This window comes from Pectobacterium sp. IFB5596, from assembly GCF_021432585.1.
Classification (GTDB): Bacteria; Pseudomonadota; Gammaproteobacteria; order Enterobacterales; family Enterobacteriaceae; genus Pectobacterium; species Pectobacterium punjabense.
Window position 1 is genome coordinate 520,338 of record NZ_LXFY01000012.1, and the last position, 18,905, is coordinate 539,242.

Genomic DNA, 18,905 nt, shown 5'->3' on the forward strand with positions numbered 1-18,905 from the left:
AACCAGTTGAATTAGAAATAATAATAGCGAACGCGTCGCCAAGAGATGCGTGATAGACAGGAAAGCACGGACATCAATGACACAACATTCCTCCCCCCATGGCGAGCGTCATGCCGCCGAGCAACGTCTCCACGAAAAGGGTTATCACCAAAGTCTCGGCAATCGCCATGTGCAGATGATCGCCATTGGCGGTTCCATCGGCACCGGGCTGTTTCTTGGTGCTGGTGCGCGTCTGCAAATGGCAGGGCCAGCGCTGGCGTTGGTCTACCTGGTTTGCGGTATCTTCTCCTTTTTCATCCTGCGTGCACTGGGCGAACTGATCGTGCATCGCCCCACCAGCGGCAGCTTCGTGTCGTACTCGCGTGAGTTTCTGGGTGAAAAGGCCTCCTACGTGGCAGGCTGGATGTACTTCCTCAATTGGGCGATGACCGGGATTGTCGACATCACCGCCGTCGCGCTCTATATGCACTACTGGGGCACCTTTGCCGATGTGCCGCAGTGGCTATTCGCACTAGGTGCGCTATCCATCGTCACGCTAATGAACCTGATTGGCGTGAAGTGGTTTGCCGAAATGGAGTTCTGGTTCGCACTAATTAAGGTCGCGGCCATCGCCATTTTTCTGGTGGTCGGCACGGTCTATCTCGGCACGGGCAGCCCGCTGGATGGCAACACGCCCGGCCTGCACCTGATTACCGATAACGGCGGCCTGTTCCCGCACGGCATTCTGCCTGCGCTGGTTCTGGTTCAAGGGGTGATATTTGCCTTTGCCGGTATCGAGATCATTGGGACAACCGCAGGCGAATGTAAGAACCCAGAGCAGGTGCTGCCGAAAGCGGTCAATAGCGTCATCTGGCGCATTGGTCTGTTCTACGTCGGATCTGTCGCGCTGTTGGTCTGCCTGCTGCCGTGGAACGCCTATCAAGCAGGGCAAAGCCCGTTCGTGACCTTCTTCAGTAAACTGGGCGTTCCCTATATCGGCACGATCATGAATATCGTGGTGCTGTCCGCCGCGCTGTCCAGCCTGAACTCTGGCTTGTACTCAACGGGGCGTATCCTGCGCTCTCTGTCGCTGGGTGGCTCTGCGCCCGCCTTCCTGTCGAAAATGAGCAGCCAATCTGTACCCTACACCGGTATTTTGGTGACGGTCGGCATCCACATTATCGGCGTGGTGCTGAACTACGTGGTGCCGTCGCAGGTGTTTGAGATCGTCCTGAATATTGCCTCACTCGGCATTATCTGTTCCTGGGCGTTCATCATTCTGTGCCAAATGCAGTTGCGTAAAGCGATTCGTCAGGGGAAAGCCAAACCGGTTGCCTTCAGAATGCCCGGTGCGCCGGTAACATCATGGCTGACGCTGGCTTTTCTGGTAAGCGTGCTGGGATTGATGGCGTTTGATTACCCGAACGGCACGTGGACGATTGCGACAGTTCCGGTGCTGGCGATCATGCTAATCATCGGCTGGCGCGGGCTGAAAAAGCAGCGAGAAGCGGTGAAACTCGCCAACCAGCAGGAATCCAGCCTGCGTTAAGATAGAAAAAACTCAGGCTCGTTTCCGAGCCTGAGTGTCTTAGCTTATAGGTATTCGTAATTACTGTTCTACTACGTAACCGTACAGGCGCTTGCTGCCATCTTCTTCTGCGACGCTGTAAACGCCCTGCAATTCCGGCGAGAAGCCCGGCAGCAGGTTAATGCCCGCTTCCAGCGCCAGAAAATAGCGCTGTACCGCCCCGCCCCAGGTTTCCCCCGGCACGACACACAGCACGCCCGGTGGATACGGCAACGCCCCTTCCGCCGCGATACGCCCTTCCGCTTCATCGATAGGAATCAGCTCGATATTCCCGCGTACAAATTCCCTGTTGGCATCCTGCGGCAACATCACCACGGACGGAAATTCGGTTTTGCGGAACATCGCTTTTTGCAAATCTTTCACGTTGTGCTGAGCGTAAAAATCATGCATTTCCTGACACAGCCGACGCAGCCGGTAACCACGGTAGCGCTCTTTGTATTTCTGATACAGGCTGGGCAGCACTTCACTCAGCGGCGCATCGCGGGCAATCAGCGTCTCGAAATGCACCAGCGCATTCACCAACTCCTGCATTTTTGCCGCGTCTTCCGCTGGCGTAAGCAGGAACAGGATCGAGTTCATGTCGCATTTTTCAGGGATGATGCCGTGCTCGCGCAGGTAGTTGGCAAGGATCGTCGCCGGAATACCAAATTCGGTATAATCGCCGCTAATCGCATCAATACCCGGCGTAGTCAGCAATAATTTGCAGGGATCGATAAAGTACTGATCCTCTGCATACCCTTCGAACGCATGCCATTTCTCGCCCGGTTCAAAGTTGAAGAAACGCACGTCCTGCGCGATCGTTTCCGTATCGTGATCCTGCCAGAGCGCACCACCCACCATCACAGGCACGAACGGCTTGATGAGCGAACAACGCGTCAGCAGTTGCTTACGCGCTTCAATGCCCAGCTTCACGCAGTCCATCCACATACGACGCCCGCTTGCTCCTTCGTGCATTTTGGCATTGACGTCTAGCGCGGCGAACAGCGGATAAAACGGACTGGTCGAGGCATGCAGCATAAAGGCGTTATTCAGCTGTTTGTGGTTACAGAAACGACGTTGCCCTTTGATGTGCGTATCTTTTTTGTGGATCTGCGAGGTCTGAGAGAAGCCCGCCTGCTGCTTATGCACCGACTGGGTGACGAAAATGCCCGGATCGTTCTCATTTAGATCCAGCAACAGCGGCGAGCACTGCTCCATCATCGGGATAAACTGCTCGTAGCCCACCCAGGCGGAGTCAAACAGAATGTAATCACACAGGTGCCCGATGCTATCGACGACCTGACGCGCATTATAAATGGTGCCATCATAGGTGCCGAGCTGGATGACGGCCAAACGGAACGGACGCTGCTCGTTGGCGCGCTCCGGCGCGACTTCCGCAATCAGCTTGCGCAGATAAGCTTCATCAAAACAGTGCGCATCCACGCCGCCGATAAAGCCGAAAGGGTTGCGCACGGTTTCCAGATAGACTGGCGTCGCCCCCGCTTGAATCAGCGCACCGTGATGATTGGATTTATGGTTGTTACGGTCAAACAGTACCAAATCGCCGCGCGCCAACAACGCGTTCGTCACCACTTTGTTGGCGGAGGACGTACCGTTCAATACGAAATAGGTTTTATCGGCGTTAAACACACGTGCAGCGTGCTTCTGCGCCTTCTTCGCCGCCCCTTCATGGATCAGCAAATCACCCAACTTGACGTCAGCGTTACAGATATCCGAACGGAACACATTCTCACCGTAAAACTCAAAAAACTGACGTCCCGCCGGGTGCTTGCGAAAGAACTGACCGCCCTGATGCCCCGGACAGGCAAACGTCGTGTTTTTCATGTTGACGTATTTAGTTAGCGTATCGAAAAACGGCGGCAGCAGTGTATCCTGATAGGCTTTCGCCGCTCGCTCCAACACATTGGCGTGCTCGCCGTCGTCATCAAGAACCAGCCATTCGCTGCCCACAGGCAGAACATCCAGCTCTTTATCTTCATCAGGCTCTTCGACAAACGCCGGAATGCTAAAACCGGTGTGCTGCAATATCGACAGAATGCCGCTACGGGCTTCCTCAATAGAAACCACGACCGCCGCCACATCCGTGAAGTCGGTCTGACTCAACGCGACAATCTCGCGCGTTGTGATTAAACGGGTGGCAACCGCTGCATTCGCCGCAATTTTTAACTGTTTCATGTAACCAAACCCAAACGGTTAAAGGTAAGTGTACGTGCCTGGAAGACACCGTTCAGGGATAACAATCCCGACCAATCACAATGCCAATCAATAACGACAAGCGTATGATCCCTACAGGTAAACTGTAGGCTAAGAATGGAAAAACTGGAGCCAGCACCATCCGATAGACATCAGTAAAAGCAGAGGCGTACTCTATTTTTACTCATGCCTAACAGCGAGCGAACGAACGCCTCACCGCATGGTGAAGGAGGATAATCGACGGGAAGAAAAGTAAAGCACGCAGTGGTGGGAAGAAGATACGCGCAGTGACGTCATCAACGAACTGGCGCGAGCATGCGACACCATGAGCAATGAATCTGACATATCGGCGATCCTCTTTAGCTAACGCTAACTACGCTTAAAGGGGCGTTCAGGTGAACGAGACGTTAAAAACCGCGCAATAGTGGCATTATTCTTCATCAAATTCAACAATCCAGCCCATACTCAACGCGGTAAAAAGTGCAACGAAACATGCCGCGCGCATCAAGAAGAAACATTACCGTGCTAAGCATGCTGAAAGGATCGCCAGAAATTGGCTAGCAAATAATACGATTGCCTGAAAATAGCGCAGACGCTCCGCTTTGTGACAGAAACCCGTTGACGCCACGCGGCCAATACGGTTTAATGCGCCCCGTTGCCCGGATAGCTCAGTCGGTAGAGCAGAGGATTGAAAATCCTCGTGTCCTTGGTTCGATTCCGAGTCCGGGCACCATATTTTTGTTTTGGGACGTTCCATACGTCCGGGAACATAGAAAAATCAGTAAGTTGATGAAAATCTGGAGTACCTCAAGGTACTACCAGATTTTTTGACATCCGTAGTTTTTGGGGGCTTAATTGGGGGCCTGTCGGTTCGATAAACTACGGAGCCCCCGCCATGCCTCTGACTGATACCGCCATCCGCAACGCCAAGCCGCTCGATAAACCTTACAAACTCAGCGACGCGCAGGGTCTGTACCTGCTGATTAAACCTAACGGTTCCAAGCTCTGGCATCTTAAGTACCGCTTCGGCGGCAAGGAGAAGAAGCTAGCGTTTGGCGCTTACCCGACTGTCTCGCTTGCCAGTGCCCGTAAACTGCGTGAAGAAGCCCGAACTATTCTCAGCGCAGGGGACGATCCCGGCGTAAAAAAACAGCACGACAAACAGGCGAAGAAAAACGGCAATACCTTTGAAACCATCGCTCGTCAATGGGTGACCGCGAACATTCGCTGGAGTGAGGCTCACGCCGCCAAAGTCCTGCGTTCACTGGAACTGCACGTTTTCCCGCTCATCGGCAATGTCCTTGTCACCGACCTGAAAACCGCCAACCTGCTGCTCCCGCTGCGGGTAGCGGAGAAAAAGGGTTGTCTGGAAACGGCTGCACGGATACAGCAACGCACGACAGTCATCATGCGTTACGCCGTACAGAAAGGACTGATTGCCAGCAATCCGGCCAATGACCTCTGCGGCGCAATCACCCCGCCGCCGAAAAACCATTACCCTGCCCTACCGCTGGAAAAGTTGCCGGAATTGCTGGAAAGAATAGAAGGCTATTCAGGCAGACTGCTAACAAGGTTGGCCGTACAGCTTAATTTGCTGATCTTTATCCGCTCCAGCGAATTGCGTTTTGCCCGTTGGACGGAGATCGATCTGGATAACGCCATGTGGACACTTCCTGCACAGCGGGAGCCCATAGCTGGCGTGCGTCACTCAGAGCGCGGCGCAAAAATGAAAACGCCACATCTGGTGCCGCTGTCAAAACAGGCGGTCACAGTGTTGAAACAGCTAAAACTGTTGTCCGGCAACGGGGATTTACTTTTCCCCGGCGATCACGATGCCCGTAAGCCAATGAGTGAGAACACCATCAACAAGGCGCTGCGCACAATGGGTTATGACACACAGGTGGATATCTGCGGACATGGCTTCCGCACGATAGCGTGTAGTGCGTTGATCGAATCAGGTCGCTGGTCAAAAGATGCTGTGGAGCGGCAGATGAGCCATCAGGAACGCAATCACGTTCGTGCCGCCTATATTCACAAAGCGGAACACCTCGAGGAACGGACTCAGATGATGCAATGGTGGTCAGATTATCTCGATGCCTGCCAGCATCAATTCATCCCGGCTTATCGCTTTGAGAAGTCGATTAAGGTTGCCTGAGCCAGACTGATATACCTATGGAATAAGTCGCTTCTAATCGAACAGAGGCGGCTTATCTTGTTTCTCTACGCCGCTGTTGTATCAGGGCTGAGGCGGAGCGCAGCAGAGCGAGCACCGAACATCCCTGATACAACAGCGGGATTCTGTCATCATCAAAATTACACGTGTTTACAGGGACAAGCGATATGACAGGCCGCCCTTGTATGGCTTTTTAATGGATGCGAACAGCAGAAATTAAAAAGTGGCGTGAGGCGAGTAAATTCCATTTCGTAGAAATGGCTAATTTGCGTCGCCCGAACCCACCCGCGAGCGTTTCCCCCAACGGAAACCGAGCAGGCCGGGGGAGCCGAATAAATTTTGCCGCCCCAGCGAGCAAAAAGACGCGCCCACGCGTCGGTTTATTTGGGGGCTTGCCCCGCACACCGTCGCAGCTAAGTCTCCGGCCAAAAGCCGGTAGCGAGGCGCGACCAACCCATTTAAAGCAGCGTTTCCCGTTATTTCGCACCGAGCTTGCGAGAAAGAGAAATAACAGGCTAAAACGCGCGTCTTAAAGGGGTTGGTCGCGCGTAGCGCGCGACGGTGTGCCGCGGTTGACCTTGGGGGTTTTGGCGTGGCGTCCAGCCGCGACATTACCCCCATGCGACAGGCAATAAGGGCGTCCAGCCCGCATGAACTGGCGCACGCCGTTTTGTGCCGGGAAATGTATTTTCCGGCACAGGGCTGCATTGCTGCCACCGCATTCGCCTCATGCGCTCGCCGCATATACTTGCCCCATACCATGGGGCGAAGTCACGGGGTGAGAGCATGGGGCGAACAACAAAAGTAAACTGTCGCGCTTCGCTTGCCTTCTCCCGAACCGTTACCAACCTAGGTCGATAACGGTTAGGGAGATCCTGTTTTACTTTAACGATCTTCTGATTTGCGGTAACGGGAAGGCCAGATTTCCGCAGGTGAAACCCCCAGCGCTTCCGCAATCAGCTTTTCCCCTTTCGGCCAGTGTTTTGTCAGTGCATTCGCCAGCGTGGAAGACGCTAACCCCGCTTCTCGGGAAACGGCCGCCAATGTTGTTCCCTTCTTTCTTAACCCGGCGATGATATCTGCCGGGTGCCAATCCTTATCAATCATCTCCATGATCCTTATTTTGTGGCCTCACATTAAACATCATTTGTTCAGATAGTCTAAACAACTACAATGTTAAGTAATGCTAAACACTAAGTCAATGTATGATCATTGATGGTGTAATGGATGCTGCCTACTCGTCTCAAAGCCGCCCGACTACGGGCTAATCTAACTCAGGAAAAATTGGGAGTTCTTGCTGGCATTGAAGAAGAAACTGCGCGTTCTCGCGTGTCTCAATATGAAGGTGGGATACATCGTCCAACATTTGAAATGATGTGCGCATTTGCAAAGGTACTTAATGTGCCGGAATGCTACTTTTACACCGTTAACGATGATTTTGCTGAGATGATTCTGGAGCTTTACCTTAAACATCAGCCCCATTCCTGATGAATGCAAGTAAGTCCCCCCTCTCTATTGTTCAGGAAGTCTAAGCAACCCTCATGTAAAGTAGTGCTAAACATGCTATCAATATTCTTATTGATGGTGTCATCATGTTGCCCATTCGCCTTAAAACGGCTCGTTTACAAGCCAATCTCACTCAAGAAAAGCTAGGCGTACTAGCTGGCATTGAAGAAGCCACTGCACGATCACGCATATCCCAATATGAAAGCGGTATACATCGCCCAACATTTGAAATGATGTGCGCGTTTGCTAAAGTGCTTAATGTGCCGGAGTGTTATTTTTATACGGTTGATGATGATTTTGCTGAAATAATTTTAAAATTACATAATGGTGAAATAGTTCAGTGTGGAAAATAAATCATTCCATATAATAATTTTTAAAATTAAATTCATTTATTGGCAAGAGCAACCTTGTAGGTTGTAAACAGGATGTATTTTCCTATCTTACTGGGAAATGATTAGTATTACTATTTTCCCACTCAACCATAATTCAATTGCCATGCTGGGTTTCATAGGCATGAAAAACACTAAATTCACCATATGCAAAATATGCTTCATTAAAAAAATAATAACTAGCTAGAATATTATTTCCTATCAGTATAGCTATATTACCGGCACCTTAATTTACAAGTGCCGGAGTGGGTCGTTATCGTAAAAAGGCGACCAATAATTTTAATAAAATAGGAACTTATTATCAGATAGCACCTATTTAACCTTCCAGTTCCCATCTAAATAATTATTTTTTAAAGAATAAACCCCATATATCTCCAGCCATTTATCACCATCGAGATCGATTGGATGCATTGAATGAACATTTTTCTCACCAGTAACAACCCAAATTATATTTAAATTATTTTTTGAAAGAAATTGTTCTATTTTATTTTTATCAACAATGAGTGCCGATTCATTTTCATACTGAATAGAGGGATCCAAAAATATAATTTCCCCATCGCAATTCAACCATTCCCCGGTATTTTTAGAATAGTCCAATTTCATTCCATGATACATAAATTCGCAAGGTGCCAGATATGATAGCCCATTATCACCCGACGAATCAGATTCCCAATAATGTCTTTCTGCTGTTAAACAAATATTTGCAATAGGTTTTCCTCTTCTTCGCCAATTAGTATGAATATCCTGCCATCCCTTATCCCCATAATACGGGTCGTCAAAAAATTTATATGCTGGCGACCAGTAGTACTCTCGACTAAATACTCGGTATTGCTCATGCGTTTCTGGTAAGTTTTGGATTAATGACAGATCTTTATTCAACTTGCTTATTAACTTTGTAAATTCAACTTCTTTGACTAAATAACTTCTAACTTTATACCAAAGGTGCTTAGTCGAATGTCCATATTTATCCGCACCAAGAGGAAGTGGTTCATCCCATGTAAAATAGCCATCAAGCAAAAAATACTTTTTATTATCAGAAGAAAAAGCTGATATCATTTCAATTGGGTCAGGTAGATTACTCTCTCTTTTCAACCAATCTTTAATAGATCCATCCCAATCATTATAGGTTTTTTCATTATTCCAAAATTTTTTTTGTTTTATAATCTCTTTACTATAAGGCATCGTGGTAGGATCTATATTCCTAACAAATATTTCCCATGGCCCCTGAAACCAGACATAATCTTTCGGCTCTGACCATCGACTTCTCCCATCTGCCTGCTTATGATTATCTGCAATACGAGCCAGAACCTCATATAATGCAATCCATTGGTATTTTTTACCTATTCTTTCTTTCCTGTTCCTACTTCTATTTCCTTCACCAGCATATCGATCAAACTTTCCATGCTTCTCTACATCATAGCCATATTTCTCAAAGATCAGCTTACAAGCATAGTTACTTAAATCATTAGGATCAAATTGATCCCATCCTGATAAGGCACTTTCAAATGTATAGCGCCCAAAATCACCATACCCGCCTGTACCACGACCATATTCAGTTACCATTGAGCTTAATATGGCATTCTGACTCCAGTAATATTTTTTAAAATCCGTAGCATTATAGTCATATTTATACGCATCAATCTCTTCATTGGTAGGGAAAGTCGTCGGAAAATAACTACGATATGGAGGTCGAATGATATCAATGTTATTGAGTTGATATATATTCTTATATACTGCATATTCGATTATATTTCTCGCATAATCCCTGACAAGAACATTAGGATATACCTCTTCAGCTTCAAAAATAGTAGCAGCAATATTTTCAGAAAGTTTATCCAGCCCTTCCAGAGTAACAGAGTTTAAAACCGCGCCATAAGAAGCTGCTAGAATTCGCTCAATTACATAAGGATCATTAACATCTTTAAAGCTATCTATGAGCGCCGCAATCGTTTTAATATTATTTTTTAATAAATTGGCTAACGATTTCGTTGCACTATCTCGTAATTTTATATTTGTGCTCGTCAGTAACCATGACAGTGCCTTAGCGGCCAGTAATCTTGAGTCATCCGATAAATAAAATTTATCCTCTTCCGATCCAGCCCAGTCAATTAAGCGCTGCATCGAAGAAATTTCATAATCATCTAAATTATGGAGATACTTCGTCCAGAATGAATCTCTATTTGCCATTGAATGTTTTGAAAGGAATTTATGCAAACTATCTGCATTATAAAAATGCTCAGGATCGGAGGATACTGTATAAACCATCTGCATAAAGGCATCAAATCCATTGTCAAATGGAATGATATATTCATTAATATACTTTAGAGTCTTTTTCTCAATATTATCGGCCTTACGCCAGATAAGGCATGAAATGAATGCACGTATAATTCCATCATGCTTCTTATATTTATCATCAACTAGCTCATAAAGCTCTTTACCAAATCTTTCAGGCAACTGAATAGAAAGTGACTCAACAACCCCCTGATAAAGATAAATTTGTTTTATATATTTATATAACTCACCATTATCTTTAAAAATATAAACCAGTGCATCACTATTATTTTCTAAATATTTATTCAAAAGAAAAGATACTGTCAGATGATCTTCAAATCGTTCATAAGCAAGATAGACACCTTCTTCATAATTATCTTTCTCATCCCAATAAATATTCTTTGATAATATTCCTTCGGAAATTAATTCATCAAGAAAACGACGTCGATCACTATATCGCCTAATGTTTTTCTCTGCTATATCAAATGCAGTTTCATACGGAATAAAAACCAAGTCATTACTTAGCTTATATTCTATTAACTCATTAATAGTTTTCTTTATAAGCTTAGAATTTTCAGGGTAATTAAAATAGGAAGGCCTCGATAATTTAGCCTCAACGCTGTTTATAAAAAAAGCAATGATATTACTTATCCCGGAATATCCTTTAGGAATTTTACTGAATCCAGAACGATGTAAACCTTCGCAAAAAATTTTAAGAAAAAGTGGGTTACTGAACTCCGGATGTAATATCGGGATCTCTGGTTGTTCTATGTTATATTGAGAAAAGAAGAACTTAGACGCCTGATATTCGACATTTCTAAAACCAGAATGGGTAATCCGTGTTATTTTATTTTCATTGAAAAAGTCTTTTGGGACAATTAATTTATCATATGAACTTCTGATACTCAAAACAAGTCCGAGCCAAGGGTATTTAGAAAACTGATTAATCATACCGACTAAATAATCAGGCCAAAAATACCGCCCTTTCCCTTCATTGATTGCATCAATAATAAATAGCAGACGCTCTCCCTGAGCCTCTGCTCTGGCATTCAATGCCCCTAATAAGACATTTTCTTTACCATCAACACGAAGAATATTTCTTAGTATTTGTGTCCATGGTGACTCTTCTGATACAAAGTTCTGCCCCAAAAGCAATAGGCAGGGAACCCTACTCTTTATTCGATGGTTTGCTATATCCGCTAATAAATGAGATTTTCCAATCCCGGCCTCTCCTGACAGAATCATTAGAGGGTTATTTGCCAATTTCAACATTGGGCCATTTATAAAGTCTGAAAAGTCAGAAATTGCCTGCCACGTATTACTAACCTGATACCTCAGATCGTCATTTTTCTTATCGCTATTATCAATAAATTCATGTTCAAAATCAGATAAATACTTACTAATATTATCTATGTAACTCAACAATAAATTTATATCAAACTGTTCCAATCCACGGACTTCGGAAACAAAGCAGCCTTTAACATCAGAAATCCATCGTTTAAATTCCTCAGAAGTATTATTACCAGAATGATGAATGGACCGTTCTGCAAACTTGTTAAGTTTTGCAAGGAAGTCATGGAAATTTCTATGTACTACCTTATAAAAATCACTATTTCTGCTGATTGCAGCAAAATTTCTGGCAATATCTAGTTCGACATTCAATTCAGGTGTATATCGTTTACCAAGGTTTTTAGTACTCTCTTCTACCTGTTCGCAAAACCAACGCTCTGTCAGTTCTTCCGTTGAAAACCAAAAATGCAACCGACCAGCGTTATTTTCCTGCGATAAGCGATGAATTAGCTCTGAACTTCCCCAATACTCAATGCTGATATCTCTTCCCAGCCCCTTAGCATATTGTATCCATTCAGCAACCTTTTTATTCCATTTATCCATAAACCAATCCTGATCTTTTCTACGAGGATCCTGACGGTCTAATGGAATACAGATATAATATTTAGTAAGGCTTGGATGTGTTTTTAAAGCAGTTTCAAATGACTCCTTTATCTGTTTCCACTGAGCATCCCCCATACAAAAAAAATACTTTGCCTGCCAGCCATATTCAGAACCATCATCAAGTATACAGTAAGCTTCAACACCGCCATCAGGCGCTGCCACACGGCGAAAATCCACTTTGTTTTTAATAGGTTCTTCTCTTGCTAACTGACAAATTAGTTCTTCAAAAGCATTATTCTGAGAATTGTTGAACGTCCTAATGTCTTCCCATCTTATCGACATATTGATTCCTTGCGGTGTATGTTCAAACCAAACGGCACATGGTACTGATTTATTGAATATAAAATATTGTACGAATGATACAGACCAGATACAGCATTAAGCAGCGTTAACCGAGAAAACAACTGTGTTTCATGACAAAAATCACAAAAACAAAGCGATTTTTTATGGGGGCTTTCGTGGGGGCGCTGTTTACGATAAATATCAACAAAATAGATAATTAACAGCAGGTTAATCGTGGATATGGTTCCGAGTCCGGCACCACTAATTTAAAAAAACCAGCCTAACGGCTGGTTTTTTGCTTTTGGGGATTCGGACTCCCGAACTCCATTCGATTATTCGTCGCAAGCGGCTCATACTTTCGAGGCCAGCGCGACAAGCGCGCTTCTCAACGCCTCCAGCGTTTGTCCGAGTCCAGCACTCCTTTCTTTTTTATGCCCCCTTATCAATAAACATATTATTTATATTCAATAGCTTGCCTTGAAAATCTTTTCCAATGCGTTTTGATTTATCCCTTCGTATCGGAGAATTTGTGGGTCAGATTGCGGGTCATTCAGTTCGATGACCGGGAGTGACCCTCATAGGCTAACTGACAGCAAAGTCCGATCCGCGAAACCTCTCGCACAATCTTATAAGCTCATTGATTCGCAAGGTCTCAATCTGTAAGCCCCCGTTTGAGCTCAACATGGGTCGGCCTACGAATACTGATAGTAGCCAGGGTTAATATTTATGCTACATTTCAACTTAATAGAGAGTGAATGCACCCACGCTTTGCACCCACTTACTTAATCAGCTTTACGTTAAACCGCTGCCAGTAATGTTCCTCGCTTTTTCAACACCGCAATAACGTCGGTGGGATAACGGCCTTGCTCGTTCATGCGGCCACCCACACCGTCTGCGGCGCTGAGTCCAGCGTGGCACCAGAGCTTATGTTGGCAAACACGTAGATGAAAATGTCAGGGAAGATGTTGGTTTCTTCATCCCAGGATTGTACGTTGAGAGGCTAGGACATATGAAAATTGAGCAATTGAGTACGCTGTCAGAAAGCTATGATGAGTTAGTTGTCTTATTAAACGATTGTGTGGAAAGTGGAGCGTCCATCGGTTTTCTTGCGCCACTGGAAACCGGTGAATCAGAACGCTATTGGCAGGGGGTTGCCGCCGATCTGGCTGAAGGTGGTCGTACGTTATTGGTCGCGCGTGAGGCGGGACGCATCACGGGGGCAGTGCAAATTAGCTATTGTCCAAAGAAAAACGGCAGCCACCGTGCTGAAGTAGAAAAACTGATGGTGCATACGGCATTTCGTCAACGCGGCATTGCTCAGCAGTTAATGGCAGAAGTGGAACGTCAGGCACAAGCCAATCAGCGTACCCTGCTCGTCCTTGATACCCGAACTAACGACACAGCCTCTATTTTGTATCGCAAATCAGGCTATCAGGAAGCAGGTCAAATCCCACAGTTTGCTCGTAGCTCCGCAGGTACTCTCGATGGCACAACTTTCTTTTATAAATTGCTATAAGGGCTGCTTTAAGTAGGTTGATCGAATATATGCCAATGGTTTCAATAAATAATTACCCTGCACAAAAAGAAAGCATGAAAATTAACGTACTGTCAGCTGAAAAAGTGACTCTCTGATCGTTAGATATAAAATGATAAAAGCCCTGACTGCGTAGCCAGGGCTTTTAAGGTACTACAGACTTAATATTTAACATTCATTGACTTAGTAACGTCTTACTACTATTGATACTGCCTCAAATGTACGCGTTTATCACAGATAATATTGGGTATTAAAAAAATAGCTAAAACCTCCCATATATTTGCTGGTTTAAACACCCCACCAACCTTACCAAATACCCAAAGGTAGGCGGTTAGCAGGTACATCCCCCATCGCGATATATACTCTTTGATGCGTGGCCTTACTCTCGTTGCGATATTTTACACATAACTCAATCACGACCTATCGCAAACAATAACGCTAAATCATAGCCTTACATCATCGCGCTCTCGCCCCATTTTTTTGCGATTGTCGGTACTGACTACGTGGCCTAAAAGCATCATCGAGTGATGAATATAAATTTCCCTCAACACCGATGTCCCATACAAAAATACTTCGTGGCCTTTATCGCAAAAATACTTATTAAAGAACATGTTCGTTGTCTTTAATATAACAGTAAACTGAAACCTTACTGCTATTGATAACCAATTTACGGGTTTTAAAAACCATGTCAATACTGTTATTAATAACATGTTTTTAATAACAGTATTAACGAAATCTAGCCACGCGCACTGTGTTTGATCTAATTACAAAGACAGAATAGCGGGTTTTTACTTTATTCATACCCATGGTGATTAACCTGCTTAAGTTAAGCGTATCGTTCATACTTTCAACATTCTGCACCATGTTCCATTCTGATAGATAACTGATTGAAAGATGTATTCATTAATAACCTTCTTCATGCTCCAGCATGGATTATCAAATAGCAGATAGAAATTTTTCCACACGCATAGCATGGCATGCCCTTGTCAATTCAGCGATGATACGAAACGTAGGCTCAATGAAAAAATTACCGAAAAACATTTTCGCCAATATGGCGAGCGGCATCGATACACGCTTCCGGTGTTCCCAGTTCCGGCATCAACAGCATTTCAGACGTCAAAACTGGCGCACCGCAGTAGTCAAAAATCCCATGTGCGATCTGCGCCTGAAAGGCATCTGCGTAGCCACGTTTTTTGAATGTTCTCTGGTTGGCAGCGCCCAGAGCCACAAGGTGCACCGGTAAATGCCCCAGTTTCTTTATCACACGCCCATCAGCCGTTTCTTCATAGGCCCAGCCGTTTGCAAAAACACGGTCGATCCAACCTTTCAACAACCCCGGCATGGACCACCAATAAATCGGGAAGACCAGCACCAGCGCATCGGCGTTATCAATACGGGACTGCTGCGCAATAACGTCAGGCGGTGTTGCACCTGTGCGCTGAAAAGCCGCCATATCAGACACAGAAAACACCGGGTTAAAGCCTTCCTGGGTAAGATCTGCGATTTCAAACGTATTTGTCGGATTTACCCCAACAATCCCTTCCGCAATGGCGGTCGCGACACTATGGGTCAGCGAGGCATTAACAGGATGAGAAACGACAAGTAATGCATGCATTCTGGATACTCCCTATTGCCATAAAACGACGTCAGATATAGTCTTATATACTAACAGTAACCTACTACTGGTAAGTTACTTTTGGTATATAAGAATGTCAACAGGATAATATCGGTGATGCCCAGACCACAGACACGACAGCGTTTATCAAGAGAAGAGCGCCATAGACAACTGATACAAGCCGCCTGGCAGATTATTCGGAAGGAAGGTACGGAGGCGCTGACGCTTGGGCATTTGGCAGAACAGGCGGGCGTAACGAAACCGGTAGTTTACGATCACTTTACTAACCGTTCGGGGCTGTTAGCTGCACTTTACAAGGAATACGATGCTCGCCAGACGGCGATTATGGATGACATTATCCGTAAGACCGAACCTGTACTCGATAAGTTGGCGACGGTGATTGCCACCTCATACATTGATTGCGTGCTGCTTCAGGGGCGCGAAATGCCTAACGTCATGGCAGCACTCACTGGCACTCCCGAACTGGAACACATCAGGCACGAGTACGATGCTATTTTCACGGAAAAATGCCGCGCTCTTTTTGCTCCATTCTGTGCAGGTCAACCACTGCATGATGCCTCACTACGGGCTATGCTCGGTTCCGCAGAAGGATTATCTTATGCCGCAGTTAAAGGGATTATTACGGAACAACAGGCTAAGAATGAGCTATTCCATGTGATCATTTCTATGGTGCAAAGATACAGTGCAAACGAGCGCCATAACGTTTCCCTGCAAAATAGCTGAAGTGGTCTAATACCGGATTAGTAAGAAAACACCCTACATCAAAAAACATCTAGCGACTCGCCTCATCCCTGAGGCAGACCATCTCAGGGTTGGCGCTTACGCAGACCAATACCGTGCCAGTACGCAGGCCAGTTGTTTTCCTCTGCGTAGTTATTGATCACAGCGGCGATCGCCACCAGCACAATGCTCCCCAGTAGAACCGGTGTGACTAAGAACTCAAACCCCACGGCGCTTTTCCCTGCCAGAATAATGACCAGTGGGTTAGCGCCAGCTGGTGGATGAACCGCACGAAAATATTGCATCAACATCGTCGCCACACCAACCGCGAGTGACAAAACAACGATCGTGTCACCGAATCCATATAAAGCAATAAGACCTACTGCTGACGTGATGAAATGACCTCCAATTACGTTTCTTGGCTGCGCGAAAGGCGACGCTGGCGCAGCAAATAAAATGACGCACGTTGCGCCAAAAGGTGCCATCAACCAGGGTGCGCCAGTGGATTGCCCTAAGTAGCTTAGGAATAGAATCCCTACACTTCCGCCAATTAACCCTTTCATCAACTGCATAAACGTTGGTTTTGGTGGCAAAGCACCGCCGCCCCTGAGTCTCTTCATTGTCATCCCCGATAAAAAATGTGAGTTTTATGAAATTGCCGTGCTATATTGAGTGTACAGATCTGTACACACAAGGAAATAGTACAGATCTGTACACACAAAAACAACCCATTACTGATGAAGAAAAACGATGAAAGAGAGCGTGGGTAAGAAAGAACACATTCTAGATATCGCAGAAGCGCTATTTAATGAATTTGGCTATACCGCCGTTGGCGTAGATTTAATTCGAGATAAGGCGGAAGTCTCCAAGACCTCCATGTATCGCCATTTCGGTTCAAAAAACAAGCTGATTGAAGCCGTATTGATTCGTCGGCATACGCATTTTGAGGAAGGACTCACTCACGTAGTATCAGGAAGTAAAGACGCGGAAAGTCGCCTGGATGCCGTGATGGATTGGCATTTTTCCTGGTTCCGAACCGCAAGCTTTAAAGGATGTATGTTCATGCATGCGCTGGCTGAATTTAAAGGGCAAGATGAAACCATTACCGCTCTGGCGCTGCGCCATAAAATCTGGCTCAAGTCATTTTTACTATCAATCTTCACGCCCGAAGAATCAGACAAGGAGTATAAAGCCGAAGCTATCATGACGTTTCTTGAAGGGATGATTGTGAGAGCGGAATTTATCGGCGTAGCCAGCAGCGAGGATGTTTATCGCCGACACGCGAAGCTCTTAGCATTATCTCATCCTTCTCTCAGCCAGTAACAACGTGGTGCCTACCGCACATCGGCAAAGCAAACCGACGAACGAGTAGTCACCATAGGTTTTGTCTTTAATTAAGGAAGTAACGATGAATTCACCAGTAACGCAAGGCGCTCACCATATTGGTTTGACGGTATCAGCATTGGAAGAAAGCGCACATTTCTTCACCGAACTGCTGGGTTGGCAAGAGGTGAAACGAAGAGAGGATTACCCTGCTATTTTTGTCAGCGACGGCACGGTGATGCTAACGCTTTGGCAGGTACAAGCCAGCGAACCTGTCCAGTTCGATCGAAAAAACAATGTCGGTTTGCATCATCTTGCGATTAAGGTTGATAACAAAGCCGCGCTGTTTGAGATCTTTGAGAAATTATCCGCCCATAAGATCAACATTGAGTTCGCGCCTTCTCTGATTAATGATGGTCCGGCAATGCATATGATGTGCTATGAACCGAGTGGAATCCGCATCGAGTTTTACTGGTCAGGTCAGTAAGCACGGATTAATAAAACCCGACTCATGACCTACATCAATAACGGCTCAGAGATCACCATCACTTAGCATGGTTTGAAATTGATCAAAATCAATAAAAAACCAGCAAATACATTAATTTACCTTTCTATACGCTCAAGCTTTTGACCTTCCCGTAGGGGGAAGGTGTAACGTCATAGCATCTTATTTCAAGGTAATGACGCTATTAAGGGGAAAGTAATAATGAAGATAAAGATGATGGCGGTACTACTCGACCTGACATTAAGCAGCCATGGTTTCGCAGCGACAGCTGATGCCAACGCTTTTCTAGCCAAGCAAGGGCTGGCGGGGAAAACTGTCGAGCAGATCGTCGATGCTATCGATCGGTCGCCGCAAGCGAGGCCTTTGCCTTACAGCGCTTCCATCACCAGCAAAGAACTGAAATTATCGGATGGGCAACAGCAATACAGCTATGCGCTGGGAGATAAATTTTATCTCTCATTCGCCCCTTATATTCAGCAAACGCATCCCTGCTTTAACCACAGCTTGTCTGGGTGCCAGGGCGAGCTCGCCAATACGGCATTTGATGTAAAAATCACGGATAAAGCCGGTAACGTTATCGTGCAGAAAACCCTAAACAGCCACCAGAACGGTTTTGTTGGCGTATGGTTACCACGCAATATTGAAGGAACGATTAATGTCACCTATCAAGGACGCGTGGCCAGCTCACCATTTGCGACCTATAGCGACAGCCAAACCTGCATGACGACATTGCCATTGAAAGAACAGGCATAGTGAAAGGTACTAACCTACTGCACGATAGGAAACACACCAACGGCCATGCTTATTTTCGCCGGGGATGCCCCCGGCAGTAAAATAGCTCTCGCTTCTTATT

At 45.9% G+C, this 18,905-nt stretch carries 15 protein-coding genes and 1 tRNA gene; 10 read left to right on the forward strand and 6 right to left on the reverse strand.

The window, feature by feature from the left end; all coding sequences use genetic code 11:
- Positions 1–76 precede the first annotated feature (76 nt).
- Positions 77–1,528: an L-asparagine permease gene (ansP, locus tag A6301_RS12035; protein ID WP_205541337.1), complete on the forward strand. Its 1,452-nt coding sequence runs from the start codon at positions 77–79 to the stop codon at positions 1,526–1,528.
- A 60-nt stretch (positions 1,529–1,588) separates the two neighbouring features.
- Here ansP and A6301_RS12040 read toward each other — a convergent pair whose 3' ends face one another.
- Positions 1,589–3,742 carry an ornithine decarboxylase gene (locus A6301_RS12040; RefSeq protein WP_234257850.1) on the reverse strand — a complete coding sequence of 718 codons (2,154 nt, stop codon included), beginning with the start codon at positions 3,740–3,742 and terminating at the stop codon, positions 1,589–1,591.
- Positions 3,743–3,973: 231 nt separating this feature from the next.
- Positions 3,974–4,105: a hypothetical protein gene (locus A6301_RS22410; protein ID WP_255764532.1), complete on the reverse strand. Its 132-nt coding sequence runs from the start codon at positions 4,103–4,105 to the stop codon at positions 3,974–3,976.
- Between the two features lie 312 nt (positions 4,106–4,417).
- Here A6301_RS22410 and A6301_RS12045 point away from each other — a divergent pair.
- Positions 4,418–4,493 (forward strand) — tRNA-Phe (locus A6301_RS12045).
- A 162-nt stretch (positions 4,494–4,655) separates the two neighbouring features.
- The gene (locus A6301_RS12050; protein WP_234257851.1) at positions 4,656–5,915 is read left to right on the forward strand and encodes an integrase arm-type DNA-binding domain-containing protein; all 1,260 of its coding nucleotides are present in this window, start codon (positions 4,656–4,658) and stop codon (positions 5,913–5,915) included.
- A 903-nt stretch (positions 5,916–6,818) separates the two neighbouring features.
- Here the strand turns inward: A6301_RS12050 and A6301_RS12055 are convergent.
- Entirely contained in the window at positions 6,819–7,040 is a 222-nt protein-coding gene (locus tag A6301_RS12055; protein WP_010301503.1) for a helix-turn-helix transcriptional regulator, read from the reverse strand.
- Between the two features lie 120 nt (positions 7,041–7,160).
- On the opposite strand from A6301_RS12055, the gene A6301_RS12060 reads away from it, so the two are divergent.
- A complete protein-coding gene (locus A6301_RS12060) occupies positions 7,161–7,421 on the forward strand; it encodes a helix-turn-helix transcriptional regulator (RefSeq protein WP_039308919.1) in 261 nt (86 codons plus the stop codon).
- Positions 7,422–7,525: 104 nt separating this feature from the next.
- Positions 7,526–7,792: a helix-turn-helix domain-containing protein gene (locus A6301_RS12065; protein WP_039308916.1), complete on the forward strand. Its 267-nt coding sequence runs from the start codon at positions 7,526–7,528 to the stop codon at positions 7,790–7,792.
- 348 nt (positions 7,793–8,140) lie between these two features.
- Here the strand turns inward: A6301_RS12065 and A6301_RS12070 are convergent, their stop codons facing one another.
- Positions 8,141–12,334, reverse strand: a complete 4,194-nt coding sequence (locus A6301_RS12070; protein ID WP_234257852.1) for an ATP-binding protein — start codon at positions 12,332–12,334, stop codon at positions 8,141–8,143.
- Positions 12,335–13,343: 1,009 nt separating this feature from the next.
- Between A6301_RS12070 and A6301_RS12075 the strand changes: the two genes are divergently transcribed.
- Entirely contained in the window at positions 13,344–13,850 is a 507-nt protein-coding gene (locus tag A6301_RS12075; protein WP_234257854.1) for a GNAT family N-acetyltransferase, read from the forward strand.
- Between the two features lie 1,045 nt (positions 13,851–14,895).
- Here the strand turns inward: A6301_RS12075 and A6301_RS12080 are convergent.
- Positions 14,896–15,483 carry an NAD(P)H-dependent oxidoreductase gene (locus tag A6301_RS12080; protein ID WP_234257855.1) on the reverse strand — a complete coding sequence of 196 codons (588 nt, stop codon included), beginning with the start codon at positions 15,481–15,483 and terminating at the stop codon, positions 14,896–14,898.
- A 117-nt stretch (positions 15,484–15,600) separates the two neighbouring features.
- Between A6301_RS12080 and A6301_RS12085 the strand changes: the two genes are divergently transcribed.
- Positions 15,601–16,227 (forward strand): TetR/AcrR family transcriptional regulator, encoded by a 627-nt coding sequence (locus tag A6301_RS12085; protein WP_234257901.1) that lies wholly within the window; start codon positions 15,601–15,603, stop codon positions 16,225–16,227.
- Positions 16,228–16,310: 83 nt separating this feature from the next.
- Here the strand turns inward: A6301_RS12085 and A6301_RS12090 are convergent, their stop codons facing one another.
- The gene (locus tag A6301_RS12090; RefSeq protein WP_234257856.1) at positions 16,311–16,844 is read right to left on the reverse strand and encodes an HPP family protein; all 534 of its coding nucleotides are present in this window, start codon (positions 16,842–16,844) and stop codon (positions 16,311–16,313) included.
- Positions 16,845–16,986: 142 nt separating this feature from the next.
- On the opposite strand from A6301_RS12090, the gene A6301_RS12095 reads away from it, so the two are divergent.
- From A6301_RS12095 to cueP, 3 genes are all read left to right on the forward strand, one after another.
- Positions 16,987–17,547 (forward strand): TetR/AcrR family transcriptional regulator, encoded by a 561-nt coding sequence (locus A6301_RS12095; protein WP_233671870.1) that lies wholly within the window; start codon positions 16,987–16,989, stop codon positions 17,545–17,547.
- An 85-nt stretch (positions 17,548–17,632) separates the two neighbouring features.
- Positions 17,633–18,034, forward strand: a complete 402-nt coding sequence (locus A6301_RS12100; protein WP_107168180.1) for a VOC family protein — start codon at positions 17,633–17,635, stop codon at positions 18,032–18,034.
- Between the two features lie 219 nt (positions 18,035–18,253).
- Positions 18,254–18,805 carry a copper-binding periplasmic metallochaperone CueP gene (gene cueP, locus A6301_RS12105; protein ID WP_234257857.1) on the forward strand — a complete coding sequence of 184 codons (552 nt, stop codon included), beginning with the start codon at positions 18,254–18,256 and terminating at the stop codon, positions 18,803–18,805.
- Positions 18,806–18,905 lie beyond the last annotated feature (100 nt).